The organism is Streptococcus downei MFe28 (genome assembly GCF_900459175.1).
GTDB lineage: Bacteria > Bacillota > Bacilli > Lactobacillales > Streptococcaceae > Streptococcus > Streptococcus downei.
The window spans coordinates 1639696-1653468 of sequence record NZ_UHFA01000002.1 but is presented as its reverse complement, the minus strand read 5'-3'; the positions used below and the strand labels follow the sequence as shown (position 1 = coordinate 1653468).

General features: G+C 45.8%; 12 protein-coding genes. 10 read left to right on the top strand and 2 right to left on the bottom strand.

Going from position 1 to position 13773, the window contains the following annotated elements:
- Nucleotides 1–93 precede the first annotated feature (93 nt).
- Complete coding sequence (locus DYE66_RS07930; protein WP_115325104.1) at nucleotides 94–2247, bottom strand: LTA synthase family protein; 2154 nt, start codon at nucleotides 2245–2247, stop codon at nucleotides 94–96.
- 117 nt (nucleotides 2248–2364) lie between these two features.
- Between DYE66_RS07930 and DYE66_RS07925 the strand changes: the two genes are divergently transcribed.
- From DYE66_RS07925 to DYE66_RS07895, 7 genes are all read left to right on the top strand, one after another.
- The gene (locus DYE66_RS07925; protein WP_002998313.1) at nucleotides 2365–3525 is read left to right on the top strand and encodes a class I SAM-dependent rRNA methyltransferase; all 1161 of its coding nucleotides are present in this window, start codon (nucleotides 2365–2367) and stop codon (nucleotides 3523–3525) included.
- A gap of 6 nt (nucleotides 3526–3531) precedes the next feature.
- A complete protein-coding gene (gene aroD / locus DYE66_RS07920) occupies nucleotides 3532–4209 on the top strand; it encodes a type I 3-dehydroquinate dehydratase (RefSeq protein WP_002998289.1) in 678 nt (225 codons plus the stop codon).
- On the top strand, nucleotides 4199–5065 hold the full coding sequence (locus tag DYE66_RS07915; protein ID WP_115325103.1) for a shikimate dehydrogenase: 867 nt from the start codon (nucleotides 4199–4201) through the stop codon (nucleotides 5063–5065). Before aroD ends, DYE66_RS07915 begins: the two co-directional genes overlap by 11 nt.
- 80 nt (nucleotides 5066–5145) lie before the next feature.
- Nucleotides 5146–6213, top strand: coding sequence for a 3-dehydroquinate synthase (aroB, locus tag DYE66_RS07910; protein ID WP_115325102.1), 1068 nt, complete (start codon nucleotides 5146–5148; stop codon nucleotides 6211–6213).
- Complete coding sequence (aroC, locus tag DYE66_RS07905) at nucleotides 6214–7380, top strand: chorismate synthase (RefSeq protein ID WP_115325101.1); 1167 nt, start codon at nucleotides 6214–6216, stop codon at nucleotides 7378–7380.
- A gap of 132 nt (nucleotides 7381–7512) precedes the next feature.
- Nucleotides 7513–8616 (top strand): prephenate dehydrogenase, encoded by a 1104-nt coding sequence (locus DYE66_RS07900; RefSeq protein ID WP_115325100.1) that lies wholly within the window; start codon nucleotides 7513–7515, stop codon nucleotides 8614–8616.
- 12 nt (nucleotides 8617–8628) lie between these two features.
- Nucleotides 8629–8970: a YlbF/YmcA family competence regulator gene (locus DYE66_RS07895; RefSeq protein WP_002997846.1), complete on the top strand. Its 342-nt coding sequence runs from the start codon at nucleotides 8629–8631 to the stop codon at nucleotides 8968–8970.
- A gap of 158 nt (nucleotides 8971–9128) precedes the next feature.
- Here the strand turns inward: DYE66_RS07895 and DYE66_RS07890 are convergent, their stop codons facing one another.
- On the bottom strand, nucleotides 9129–10211 hold the full coding sequence (locus DYE66_RS07890) for a DEAD/DEAH box helicase (RefSeq protein WP_115325099.1): 1083 nt from the start codon (nucleotides 10209–10211) through the stop codon (nucleotides 9129–9131).
- Nucleotides 10212–10413: 202 nt separating this feature from the next.
- Between DYE66_RS07890 and udk the strand changes: the two genes are divergently transcribed.
- From udk to DYE66_RS07870, 3 genes are all read left to right on the top strand, one after another.
- Nucleotides 10414–11040 carry a uridine kinase gene (gene udk, locus DYE66_RS07885; protein WP_002998163.1) on the top strand — a complete coding sequence of 209 codons (627 nt, stop codon included), beginning with the start codon at nucleotides 10414–10416 and terminating at the stop codon, nucleotides 11038–11040.
- A gap of 270 nt (nucleotides 11041–11310) precedes the next feature.
- Nucleotides 11311–11826, top strand: coding sequence for a hypothetical protein (locus tag DYE66_RS07875; protein WP_241208442.1), 516 nt, complete (start codon nucleotides 11311–11313; stop codon nucleotides 11824–11826).
- Nucleotides 11827–12217: 391 nt separating this feature from the next.
- Complete coding sequence (locus tag DYE66_RS07870; protein ID WP_002997737.1) at nucleotides 12218–13771, top strand: 2-isopropylmalate synthase; 1554 nt, start codon at nucleotides 12218–12220, stop codon at nucleotides 13769–13771.
- The last annotated feature ends 2 nt before the right edge of the window (nucleotides 13772–13773 follow it).

Here is a 13773-nt window from a genome sequence, read left to right as displayed (position 1 = left end):
CACTTTTGTAGAGGGGTCAGATTTTTGACGGTAAAAAATAAGCTGAGACTTTCAATCTCAGCTTATTTGTATTCTATCTGCTTTCTTCCAGACCTACTTGGAGCTGGATGAGGAGGAATCAGAGCTACCGTGGATTTCTTCATAGGACTTGGCCTGATAGAGATCCTCTGTTGATTGGTCTCCTTTTTTGTGGTAGAGACTGGTTGACTTATCACCCTTGTTCTTACTGATTTTTTCCATCTGCTTCAGGGCGCCGTTGTAATTGTACTGGCTGGAATCTGTCTTGCTTAGGCCTGGAATGGTAGCAAACCTGAGTAGGTCTCCTGTTTGAATAGCATCACTATTAGACAGTTGAGCAGCTGCCGCATCCTTGAGCTTATCAAGGTCAGCCTTAGTTTGGGCATTTGGTGCTGTAATTTCTTGACCAGTTTGGGTGTAATAAACCTTGCCACCATAGCTAGTATAGGTTGGACTAATGAAGTAACCAGAAGTCCGCAGGGGCACTAGATTATCATTTTGTGGTGACAGTAGGTCTTGTCCCATTTGTAGGTAACCCTTGGTATCAATTCCGAGGAGGTGCAGCAGGGTTGGTAGGGAGTCAATTTCACCCCCATAGGTATCGCTGATAAAGCCATCGGTATAGCCCGGAATATTGATGATATAAGGGACCTTCTGCATCATGGCATTATTGTAGTCAGACCAGGTCTCGGCATCCTTACCTAAGAGTGGAGCCAGGCTGGTATTACGGTCATTAGAAATACCGTAGTGGTCGCCATAGAGAACGATGATAGAGTTATCATAGAGACCGCTGGACTTGAGGTAATCAAAGAAGGATTTGAGGGCTGAGTCAAGGTAGTTGGCTGTGGCAAAGTAGCCATTAACCGTGTCATCCTTGGTATCTGCTAGAGGGAAACCGAGCTCCTTCTTGTCGCCATTGAGGCTGGTGTAGGGGTAGTGGTTGGATACGGTAATAAACTTGGTATAGAAGGGCTGTTGCATCTGCTCTAGGTACTTGATGGAGTCCTTGAAGAGGTACTTGTCATTGAGCCCATACTGAAAGGAGTTGGAATCATCTTGCTTTTCGAAGTAGGTAGAGTCGAAGAAGTAGTTGTAACCCCATTGTTTATAGGTATTATTGCGGTTCCAGAAACTTCCGGTATTACCGTGAAAGACGGCACTGGTGTAGCCACCCTTTTGGGCGAGGATGGAAGGTGTCGCATAGGCGGTATTATCACCACCGTAGTTAACCATGTAGGAACCGTTATTAAGACCATAGAGGGAGTTTTCCATCATGGTCTCGGCGTCCGAGGTCTTCCCATTTTTTACTTGGTTAAAGAAATTAGAGAAGGCGATAGAGGACTTGGAGTGATAGAGGGAATTTAGGAAGGGCGTAACTTCGTATTCCTTGTCATCTGATTTTAGCTTGTAATCGAGGAGAAATTGTTGGAAACTCTCAAGGTGAATGACGATGACATTACGACCCTTAGCGATACCAAAGTATTTGCTGTTAGGGGCGGCGTAATTCTTTTTGACATAGGTATCAACCTTCTTGAGGTCACCAGCAGTTGCAGCGCTTCTTTCTCGGTGGGCCTGATAGGTTTGATTAGCGCTATAGGTCATAAAGGCTGGAAGTCCAATCCCTCTGACCACGTAATAGTTGGCAAATCCCCGAGTCAATAATTGGGGACGAATGGTTTCGGCCACAAAGAGGTTGGCAGAAAAGAGGAGGGCTGATAGGGCTGTAACCGCAAAGCTGGCCCGCTTATTGAAGGGTCGCTTATCCGATTTCATCTTCTTGAAGAAGAGCAGAGGAACAAAGACCAGCAAATCAATCAGGAAGAAGAGGTCGGTTAGCTCAATCAAGTTGCCTGCCGTATCTCCTAGACCAGCTGCTGACTTAGAACTAGCCATCAGCGTGTTTACGGTGATAAAATCAGTAAATTCCCTAAAATAAATGGCGTTACTGATAATCAGGATATTCAGAATCAGATAAATGAGAATTTCTAGGGGATAAAAAATCTTACTCTTTTTGAAGTAGAGAGGAAGCCCCAAAAGCAAAAGTCCCAGCGGCAAGGGATTGAAAATGGCAACGATGGTCTGTGCCGTATTCTCTAGGTCGAGATTGAAGTCAACGCTATAGGCCCAGAGGGTCTTAATCCAATAAAAAAAGAGCAAGAGTAAAACAAAACCTAGGCGTGTATTGATGATTTTGCCCATTTTTCTAAAGGGACTTAAGTACTTTTTCATTTCATATCCTCGATAAAAATAATTTCAGAAAAAATCTAATTTACATTATACCACAAAATAAAATTTGGACTGGGAACGAGGTAGAAAGTTCAGACAATTTCTGGTACAATATTTAATATGAATAAGCTTATTGTGGATGCCTTGGTTGAAAAGAAAATCAATCGTGGAATCCAACTCCTTCAGGGACAGGATTTTAGTGATTTTTCCATGACCGACCAAGTGCTTGGCCTTTATAATGCCAAGCAGAAATTTTTGGGGACAGCCTATCTTTCTCAGCAAAATAAGGGAATTGGATGGCTGGTCTCCCGAAAAGAGGTCCAATTAGATAAGCCTTTCTTTATCAGTCTTTTTGAAAAGGCTAGAGACCAGCGTCGGGCCTATGAAAATGATGACTTGACCACCGCCTACCGTCTTTTTAACCAAGACGGGGATAATCTTGGTGGTTTAAGTATTGACCGATATGGGGATTATGCCCTTTTTTCCTGGTACAATGCCTATATTTATAGCCTGAAGCCTGTGATTGTTGAGGCCTTTCAGGAAGTCTATCCAGATCTGGTCGGTGCCTATGAAAAGATTCGTTTTCAGGGGCTGGATTACCAATCGGCCCATCTCTATGGTCAAGAAGCACCTGAGACTTTTACTATCCTAGAAAATGGGGTCAGCTACAGGGTATTTCTCAATGACGGCCTTATGACGGGAATTTTCTTGGACCAGCACGAGGTTAGAGCCAGCTTGGTTGATGGCTTGGCACTAGGTAAGTCGGTTCTCAATACCTTCTCCTATACCGCTGCTTTTTCAGTAGCAGCAGCCATGGGAGGGGCTCTGGAGACGACCTCGGTCGATTTGGCCAAGCGCTCTCGAGAGCTGTCTCAGGCTCATTTCCAGGCCAACGGTCTCAGCATGGACCAGCATGGCTTGCTGGTTATGGATGTCTTTGACTATTATAAATATGCCAAGCGCAAGGGCTTGAGCTATGACATCATCATCCTTGACCCACCTAGTTTTGCCCGTAACAAGAAGCAGACTTTTTCCGTTGCCAAGGATTACCACAAGTTGATTGCCCAGGCCTTGGACATTCTCAGGCCGGGTGGGACCATTGTTGCCTCCACCAATGCTGCTAATCTATCGCTGGGTCAGTTTAAAAAGCAGTTAGAAAAAGGTTTTTCTGGTCGTAAGCATCATTATCTAGATTTGAAACAGTTGCCTGCCGATTTTAGGGTTAATAGGGCTGACCCCAGCAGTAATTATTTGAAAGTATATACAATAAAGGTAGAGTAGTAAAATATGAAAATAGTAGTACCCGTAATGCCAACTTCCTTGGAAGAGGCCAATCAGCTTGATGCTGTCAAATACGACCACGCCGATATTATCGAATGGCGGGCTGACTTTTTACCCAAGGAAGCCATTGTTGAGGTAGCTCCGGCAATTTTTGAAAAATTCCCAGGTCGAGAAATTATCTTTACCCTGAGAACCCAGGCCGAGGGCGGTCAGATTTCCCTATCCGATGACGAGTATGTTAGCCTGATTAAGGAGGTCTCTTCCCTCTATCATCCAGATTATATTGACTTTGAATATTATTCCCATCAGGCTGTCTTTTCGCAAATGTTGGAATTTCCAAATCTGATACTCTCCTACCATAATTTTCAGGAAACCCCTGACAATCTCATGAGTATCCTGTCTGAGCTGACCAGCCTGACCCCTCGTGTGGTCAAGGTGGCTGTCATGCCAGAAAATGAGCAAGATGTTCTTGATTTGATGAACTTTACCAGAGGCTTCAAGGTCCTCAATCCTGAGCAGGACTATGTGACGATGTCCATGGGTAAATTGGGGCAGGTTTCCCGCCTAGCTAGTGATCTCATGGGTTCCTCTTGGACCTTTGCCAGCGTTGATGAGGAAAGTGCACCTGGCCAAATCGGTTTGGCAGATATGTTTAAAGTAAGGGAGATTCTTGATGCAGATTGATGGACATACTCGCATGGCCGCGGTCGTGGCTCGGCCAATTAGACATTCGATTTCACCTTTTATTCATAACTATGCCTTTGATGCTAGTGGTATCAACGGCGTTTATGTCGCTTGGGACATTCCTGAGGAAGACCTAGAAGAGTCTGTCCAAAATGTCCGTCGTTACGACATGTTTGGGATTAACATCTCTATGCCTTACAAGCAGGTGGTAATCCCTTTTTTAGATGAATTAGACCAGGCTGCTGAGCTGATTGGGGCTGTCAATACGGTTGTTAATCGTCAAGGACGACTGATTGGCTATAATACCGACGGTTATGGCTTTTTCAAGGCTCTTGAAAAGAATGATGGTTTTACCATAGCTGGTAAGACCATGACCATCCTCGGTGGTGGAGGTGCCGCCACCTCATTGATTGTCCAGGCTGCCCTTGATGGCGCCAAGAAAATTAATATTTTCAACCAGACTCAATTTTTAGAAGAAACCGAGGCCAAGGCTCAAAAGTATAAAGAAGCTACTGGCGTTACACTGGAAGTCTTTCCTGTTGAGAATCAGGATTTAATCCAGGAAAAAATTCTTGAAAGCCAGCTCTTGGTCAATGCGACCAGCGTAGGCATGGATGGCAAGTCCATGGTTCTTGCTGATGATACAGAATTGCCAGCAGGCTTAAGGGTGGCTGATACCATTTATCAACCCTTTGAAACATCCTTCTTAGCCTATGCCAGATCTAAGGGGCTCAAGGCCAGCAATGGTCTGGGCATGTTGCTTTACCAGGCAGCCAAGTCCTTCCAACTTTGGACGGGTAGTCAGATGCCAACCGATGCTATCTGGCAAGAGCTGGAGAAGCGTTATGACGTTTGAGCCAAAAGCTGATGATGTTTGAGCCATGAGCTGATGTTGCTGAGCCTTAAGCTAATGCAGAGATCTTAAAAGGAGCGAGTATGAAACTAGGCGTTGATTTGAGTCACAATCCCTATGATATTCTTATTGAAAAAGGAGCCTTGAGCAAGGTTGGCGACTGGGTTGCCAGCCTTTGGGATCCACAGAAAATTACCATCATCACCGATAATCATGTCGGTGGTCTCTATGCTGAAAAGGTCAAACTACGTTTGGAGGCGGCCGGTTTTGAAGTTCTGGTCTTTGATTTTCTAGAAGGCGAAGCCAGCAAAACTTTGACCACAGCCAATAAGGCCTATGAGTTTTTGATTAAGCACGGAATGACTAGGAGTGATGGTATCATTGCCCTGGGTGGTGGTGTTGCTGGTGACCTAGCTGGTTTTGTTGCCTCTACCTATATGCGAGGGATTCACTTCCTGCAAATTCCTACAAGCCTGACAGCACAAGTGGACTCTTCCATTGGAGGAAAGACTGGTGTCAATACCCCCTGGGCCAAAAATATTGTCGGGACCTTTACCCAACCCGACGGGGTTTTGATTGACGCTGATACCTTGGAAACTCTGGGAAAACGGGAATTATTTGAAGGCATGGGCGAGGTCATCAAGTATGGCCTGATTGCCGATGTCGAGCTCTGGCAGGAATTGCAAAAGATGCCAGGTAACAGGCAGGCCATCTTAGACCAGGCTGAATTCATCATCTACCATTCCTGCAATGTTAAACGCAAGATTGTCGTTGAGGATGAATTCGAAGGCGGTATCCGTATGCACCTTAATTTCGGCCATACTATTGGCCATGCCATCGAGCAGACAGCTGGCTACGGTAAGGTCATGCACGGGGAAGCTGTTGCCATCGGTATGGTGCAGATTGCAAAAGTAGCTGAAGCAAAAGGCCTTATGCCCCAAGGATTGTCTCAGGACATTGCGGACATCTGTGCCAAATTTAGCTTGCCAACAGATTTTGAACCTTGGGATCTTGACAAGCTCTACCAAGCCCTCAGCCATGATAAGAAGGCTAGGGGCAAGGCCATCAAGATTGTCCTGGTTCCAGAAATTGGCCGAGCTAGTATCAAAGAAGTTCCTTTAGCAGAAATGAAAGATTATTTGGTGAAGTAGATGAGATATTTAACGGCTGGTGAGTCACACGGCCCCCGTCTGACTGCCATAATTGAAGGGGTTCCAGCGGGTCTACCCTTGACCGCTGAGGACATTAATATCGATTTAATGCGCCGTCAGGGTGGTTACGGCCGGGGTGGTCGAATGAAGATTGAAAGCGACCAGGTCGTCTTTACCTCAGGCATTCGCCATGGCAAGACCACGGGTGCCCCCATTACCATGGATGTGGTCAATCGGGACCACCAGAAGTGGCTGGACATCATGTCGGCTGAGGATATTGAGGACCGCCTCAAGACCAAGCGTAAGATTACTCATCCGAGACCAGGCCATGCCGACCTGGTTGGTGGCATGAAGTATCGCTTTGAGGATCTGCGCAATTCCTTGGAGCGCTCCTCTGCTCGTGAAACCACCATGCGGGTAGCTATCGGAGCTGTGGCCAAGCGGATTTTGGCCGAACTTGATATTGAGATTGCCAATCATGTGGTTGTCTTTGGCGGCAAGGAAATTGATGTCCCAGACGGCTTGAGCGTCGCCCAAATTAAGGAACTAACTGCGAAGTCAGAGGTGTCCATTGTCAACCAGGACCGTGAGCAAGAAATCAAAGACTATATTGACCAGATAAAAAAGGATGGCGATACCATTGGTGGTGTTGTTGAAACTATCGTCGGGGGTGTTCCGGCAGGTCTTGGTTCCTATGTTCAATGGGACAGGAAGTTGGATGCCAAATTATCCCAGGCTATCGTCTCCATCAATGCCTTCAAGGGCGTGGAGTTCGGCCTAGGCTTTAAGGATGGCTATCTGCCTGGTAGTCAGGTCATGGATGAAATCCTCTGGAATCCCCAAGAGGGTTACACCCGTAAGACCAATAACCTGGGTGGCTTTGAAGGCGGTATGACTAATGGCCAACCCTTGGTCATCCGAGGGGTCATGAAACCCATTCCCACCCTCTACAAGCCACTCATGTCCGTTGATATTGAGACCCACGAACCTTACAAGGCAACCGTTGAGCGGTCTGACCCAACGGCCCTGCCAGCAGCAGGAGTAGTCATGGAAGCTGTCGTTGCAACAGTCATTGCCAATGAAATTTTTGAAACCTTCACCTCGGATAACCTTGAAGAATTAAAAGAAGCTCTAGCCCGTCATCGGGACTATGTCAAGAATTTCTAAATGCCAAGCTAAACTTGGAACTGACACAGATATTGTCTTGCCCTCAGTTGGCATCACTAGGAAACAAGCATAGAAAGAGTCAGCACAGGCAAACGACTGACCTTCCCGATTTTTAAGAGCTTAGGAGCACTTATGAAAACAAAAACCATCTATATTGCAGGTCTGGGACTGATTGGTGGCTCCTTGGCCCTAGGCATCAAGCGGGACCACCCCGATTATGAAATTTTAGGCTACAACCGTTCAGACAAGTCAAGAAATATTGCCTTGGAGCGAGGTTTGGTAGATGAGGCAACGGCTAATTTTGCGGAGTTTGCTCCCCGAGCAGATGTCATCATTTTAGCCGTTCCGATCAAACAAACCATTGATTTTATCAAGGTTTTGGCTGACTTGCCCCTTAAAGACCAGGTCATTATTACCGATGCTGGCTCGACCAAGGATCAAATTGTCCAGGCTGCCCAGAAGTATTTGGATCCCGCTAAGGTTCAATTTGTCGGCTCGCATCCCATGGCCGGTTCCCACAAGTCGGGGGCCATTGCTGCGGATGTCAATCTCTTTGAAAATGCCTATTATATTTTCACCCCGACCAGTTTGACCAGAGAGACAACTATTTCTGAGATGAAAGAACTCCTAACTGGTCTTCACGCCCGCTTTGTTCAAATCGATGCAGCTGAGCACGACCGAGTGACTGGTCAGGTTTCTCATTTTCCTCATATCTTGGCTGCCAGTCTTATGGAACAGGCTGGGGCCTATGCCAAGGACCATGAGCTGACCAATCATTTTGCGGCTGGTGGTTTTAGAGATATGACTCGGATTGCCGAGAGTGAGCCAGGCATGTGGACCTCTATACTCCTCAGTAATCGGGAGGCGGTTCTGGGACGGATTGCTGACTTCAAGGGACATCTTGATGCTGTCGCTGAGCTCATTGAAGCTGGTGATGACGATGGGATTTGGAATTTCTTCAATCAAGCTCGCCTTACCCGAAAGGCTATGGAAATCCATAAGAAGGGTGGCGTTGATAGTGGTTTTGACCTCTATGTCACCATCCCTGACCAGGAAGACAGTATCCTCAAGGTATTGGAAATCCTGCGAGGGATTTCTGTCATGAATATCCGTATTAACGAGGAAAACCGTGAAGATATTAACGGAATTCTGCAAATTACTTTTAAAAATCAAAAGGACCAGTCGATAGCCTTTGATTTACTTGAAAAACACCCTGACTATAAGGTAACCATTTAAAAGGAGAAAGCAATGACAACTAATATTTACGATTTGGCCAACGAATTGGAGCGGGGCATCCGTGCCCTGCCTGAATACCAGACCTTGGTAGAAAAGAAGGCTAAAATTGATGCCGACCCAGAAGCCAAAAACCTCTTTAGCGAGTTCACATCCTTCCAAGAAGGCCTCTACCAGGCCATGCAGGCCGGCCAAATACCAAGCCAGGATGAGCAAAAGAAGATGCAGGAGTTGGGTCAAAAGATTGAAGCCAATCCCATTCTTAAGGCCTACATCGAAGCCCAACAAGCTCTGTCTGTCTACCTCAGCGATATTGAAAAAATCGTCTTTGGCCCCCTAGCAGAGTTGAATAAGTAAACTTTGCTAGTGGCAAAGCTTAACCCTCCATTTCAAGGTTGGGAAATGGAAGGATTTCTCAATCCAAAGAAATAAAAGTGAAACAGCTTCTAGGACCATCGGTTCTATTCAGATTAATACCAGAAGAGCCATCCGATTGTGGATGGCTCTCTTTCTATCTATTTCACATAGAAGGTTTGGTTCTTGAAGATGATTTCTTGAACTTGGGCAAACTTCTTAAGCTTTTTGAGGTCCTCAGGATGGCTGACCAGAGTGATAACAGCCCCTTCCTTACCCATGCGGCCCGTCCGTCCAGCTCGGTGGGTATAGGCTTCCTTGTCACGAGGAACCTCGTAGTTGACTACGGTTTCCAGATTGTCAATATCAATCCCGCGAGCCACCAAGTCGGTTGACAGCAGAAGGGCCAGTTCATGGTTCTTAAATTTCTCCAAGATAACCTTGCGCAATTTAACATTGACATCGCTGGCCAGAGAGACAGCAGAAGCCCCATTGTATTGGAGACGCTCCTCGCTGGCTCCCAAATCAGACAGGCTGTTGAAAAAGACTAGGCCGCGGAAGTCAGGAATATTGGAGAGCTTGCGTAGGGTATCTAAGCGATGACGTTTATCGACCTGTAGGTAATAGTGACTGATATTGTCTAACTTCTGGTCACTCAGGTTTATCTCTAGGGTATCCTCGGCCAGTTGGCCTTTATCAATCTTGGCTGTCGCACTCATATAGATCAACTGGTGGTCTCTTGGCACATGGTGACAAATTTTGCTGACAAATTGGTACTGAGAGTCTCCCAGCAATTCATCGAATTCATCGAGAACGATGGTGTCTACATTCATCATTTTCACTTTTTTGAGCTTGACCAGTTCAAAGACACGACCAGGGGTTCCCACTAGAATTTGGGGTCCCTTTTTTAGGCGTTCAATCTGGCGTTTTTGGCTGGAACCAGACAGTAAGACTTGGGCGGTGTAGCCTAATGGGCTAGCCCAGTCCTTGGCCACCTCAAAAATTTGCCCAGCCAATTCGGTATTGGGGGCCAGAACCAAAATTTGTTGGGCCTTGGGACTAGTCAGCTTGTTCAGAAGTGGCAGGAGATAGGCCAAGGTCTTACCTGTCCCTGTTGGACTGATACCCAAGACATTTTTGCCAGACATAATAGGCTGGAAGCTTCTCTCTTGGATTGGAGTCAGCTGGTCCATGCCTTTGTTTTCTAGTAGCTCATTTATGGCCTGAGGTAATTGGATTGTCATGCTTTTTTCATCCTTATTCTCTTTAAAGTCGCCTTTAATTATACCATCTTTTAGGGTATAATAGGGATGACTTTAGATTAGAATGTTTACTCTTCAAAAATCAAAATTATCCATCGTTAACTCACTTTGCCGTACTCAAGTACTGCCTGCAGTTCGTTGCCTCGGCTACTTTTGATTTTTATTGAGTATTAGTGGGGTTCTTATGCAGAAAAAAACGATTATTATTGGCGTGACTGGTGGTTCTGGTGGTGGCAAGACCAGCGTTTCTCGGGAAATTCTCAACCATTTCCCCCACTCCAAAATTGCCATGATTGAGCACGATTCCTATTATAAGGATCAATCTCATCTGACCTTTGAAGAGCGGGTGGCTACCAATTATGACCATCCCCTAGCCTTTGATACGGATTTGATGATTGAACACATCAAGGAATTGCAGGCTGGTCGTCCGGTTGATATTCCCATCTATGACTATACCCAGCATACCAGAAGTAGCGAGACCTATCGGCAGGAGCCCCAGGATGTCTTTATCGTTGAAGGCATTTTGGTTTTAGAGGATGAACGCTTGCGAAACCTCATGGACATCAAGCTCTTCGTTGATACCGATGATGATATTCGGATTATTCGTCGGATTAAGCGTGACATGGAGGAGCGTGGTCGTAGTTTGGACAGCATTATCGAGCAATACACCAGTGTGGTCAAGCCCATGTATCACCAATTTATCGAGCCTACCAAGCGCTATGCTGACATTGTTATCCCCGAAGGGGTCTCTAACACCGTAGCCATTGACCTCATCAATACCAAGATTGCTTCAATTTTGAGCGAAAAATAAAGATTTGCAGGAGTCAGTCCATGAAAAAAGACTATTTTTGTTCCTTAGCCTAGTAGCATCCTTATTCATCCTGACCGCCTGTCTCCCCTTCCCCTTTAACAAACTTCACAGCAAAGAGAGTTCCAGCTCATCATCTAGCACGAATCAGGAGGATAAGGCCATTAGCCAAAGTGAGTTTAAGAAGTTGGCCAAGGTGGAGGAAAAGGCGGTTAAAGACAAGGAGCCAGCTGACCCCAAGCAGAAAAGGCCATCAGTTGAGCTCAGCTCAAAATGGTTTTTCCAAGACGGACGGTTCTGGCAAGGAGCTGGTGGATTGGCGCTATTATGATGTTCCTGAGAGCTGGACGGTTGATTCGTCTAGGACTAAGGATGAGCCGCAGGGATGTCACCTCTGAAGCCAATTCTTCTGACCCACAAATCTATGCCCTGCTCTATACCCTCAATGCCTATGACAAATCCCCCTTTAATGGAGGTGAGCATTATCAAGAGAGTGATTTAGATGAGAACCTTGAGCAGGACCAGCAGAAGTTTGATTATAAGACCACAGTGACCATTAAGGACAAGACCTGGCATGTCGGCTTGACCAATAGTGAGAAAAATAATTCCGCCCAGCTCACCTTCTATTATCTAGAGAATACTGGTAGTTTTTCAGATTCAATTTTAGTCGGCTCCCTGGTTTTCCCATTAGATTCTGATGCCAATGATGCTAAAGAAAAGATAGAAAGCAATGTCGCCTATCTCAAGAATATCCTCGAGCAGGTTACCCATAAGGTTGAGGCCCAGTAATAGTCATAATGAAGGAGCAGTCCCCCTGTTCCTTTTTCTTTTGCCTCTATACAAAACTTTGCTGGGGCAAATTATGCGATTTTTCAGAAAATTTCTAAAAAATCCTTGACAATGATTTTCAAATAGGTTAGGATATTAAACAAGAAAACATCGAAGGGAAAAAGTCAAATGAAGACACGTTCTATGACAGTCTTGTTGTTGAGGTGTGAGGGCTAGTGCAAAAGCATTAGTCCTGTTTGGCTTACCAAGCGGGATTGACAAACATCCTGCTTGGCGGGATGTTTTTTTATTAAGATGCAAAAGCAAGTCTTACTAAGCAGGCTTTACTTTCTGACTTGCAAATGCTTCATAAAATTTGTTATCAACTATTATCCAAAAGAAAGAGGTCATTATGCGTAAGGTAGAATTTCTTGATACCAGTCTTCGGGATGGGGAACAGACCCCTGGTGTTAATTTTTCCATCAAAGAAAAGGTCGCCATTGCCAAGCAATTGGAGAAGTGGGGCATTTCCGCCATTGAAGCTGGTTTTCCAGCTGCCAGCCCCGATTCCTTTGAAGCAGTCAAGCAGATTGCGGCAACTTTGACCAAGACCGCTGTTACAGGTTTGGCCCGGTCAGTCAAGTCTGATATTGATGCTTGCTACCAGGCCCTCAAGGATGCCAAGTATCCCCAATGCCACGTCTTTATTGCCACCAGTCCCATTCATCGGGAATTTAAGCTAAAGAAGTCCAAGGAAGAGATTTTGGAAGTCATCAAGGAGCATGTGACCTATGCTCGCCAGTTCTTTGATGTCGTTGAGTTCTCACCTGAGGATGCGACCAGGACTGAGCTGGATTACCTCCTGCAGGTGGTTCAGACGGCTGTGGATGCCGGGGCGACCTACATCAATATTCCTGATACGGTCGGCTTCACCACGCCGAGCGAATTTGGTCACATCTTTGACTACTTGATTAAAAATGTCAAATCTGATCGTGATATTATTTTCAGCCCCCATTGTCATGATGACTTAGGAATGGCGACTGCTAATACTCTAGCTGCCATTAAAAATGGTGCTGGTCGGGTTGAAGGGACAATCAATGGTATCGGCGAGCGAGCTGGTAATGTTGCCTTGGAAGAAGTGGCTGTTGCCCTCAAAATTCGGGAAGACTATTTCAATGCTACTAGTGATATCATCCTCAATGAAACGGTCAACACCTCAGCTATGGTCTCACGTTTCTCAGGCATTCCTGTGCCTAAGAATAAGGCTGTTGTCGGTGGCAATGCCTTTTCTCATGAATCCGGTATCCACCAGGATGGTGTTCTCAAGAATCCGTTGACCTACGAAATCATCACCCCAGAATTGGTTGGAGTGAAACAAAGTTCTCTGCCTCTTGGCAAATTGTCTGGTCGTCATGCCTTTATCGAAAAACTCAAAGAGTTAAATTTGGATTTTGCTGAAGCCGAAATCAAGGAACTCTTCGCCAAGTTCAAGAAATTGGCGGATAAGAAGCATGATATCAGAGATGCCGATATCATTGCCCTAGTTGATGGGACTGATATCGAGAATCCAGAAGGCTTCCACTTTGCCGACCTTAAGCTGACCTCCAACGAAGACGAGACAGTTACTGCCGTCGTTACCATGACCAATAAGGATGCCGAAGCCGTGGATGTGGTGGCCAACGGTAAGGGTTCTGTTGAAGCGGCTTTCAATGCCATTGATAAATTCTTCAATCAAACCGTTCGCCTGCTCAGCTACAGTATTGATGCCATCACCGATGGGATTGATGCCCAAGCCCGAGTAGCGGTATCCGTTGAAAATGTTGATACAGGCACCATTTTCAATGCTACCGGTGTCGATTTCGATGTTATGAAGGCTAGCTCCATTGCCTATGTTAATGCCAATGTCTTTGTCCAAAAGGAAAACGATGGCCAAATTGGTCGTCGCCTGTCAGAAAAAGACTACTAGGC